Consider the following 403-nt stretch of genomic DNA (forward strand, 5'->3'; position numbering starts at 1 on the left):
CCGCGTCTGCTGGCGCCGCTCAACGAGGCCGTGGCGCTGCTGGGCCAGCTCGATGCGCCCGTCATCGCCAAGGTGCATGGCGCGGCGGCAGGCGCAGGCCTGTCGCTGATGCTGCAGGCCGACTTCGTCTACGCGGCCGAGGGCACACGCTTCAACCTGGCCTACATCAACCTGGGCGCCAGCTGCGACGTGGGCGCCTCCTGGGCGCTGCCGCGCATCGTGGGCCTGCGCAACGCGCTGGAGATCGCCATGCTGGGCGAGACCCTGGACTGCGCCCAAGCGCAGCGCCTGAGCCTGATCAACCGCGTCCTGCCGCCCGCCGAACTCGACGCCGCCGTGCAGCAGCTGGCCCAGCGCCTGGCCGCCGGCCCCACGGTGGCGCTGGGCCATATGCGCCGCCTCA

The 403-nt window shown here is 73.2% G+C and carries 1 protein-coding gene; it reads left to right on the forward strand.

The features are described 5' to 3' along the window. Window positions 1-403 (forward strand): enoyl-CoA hydratase/isomerase family protein (locus L995_RS16435; RefSeq protein WP_047472667.1); only part of this gene is annotated, 403 nt, incomplete at both ends.

The sequence above is a fragment of the Delftia sp. ZNC0008 genome (assembly GCF_000799035.1).
Classification (GTDB): Bacteria; Pseudomonadota; Gammaproteobacteria; order Burkholderiales; family Burkholderiaceae_C; genus Comamonas; species Comamonas tsuruhatensis.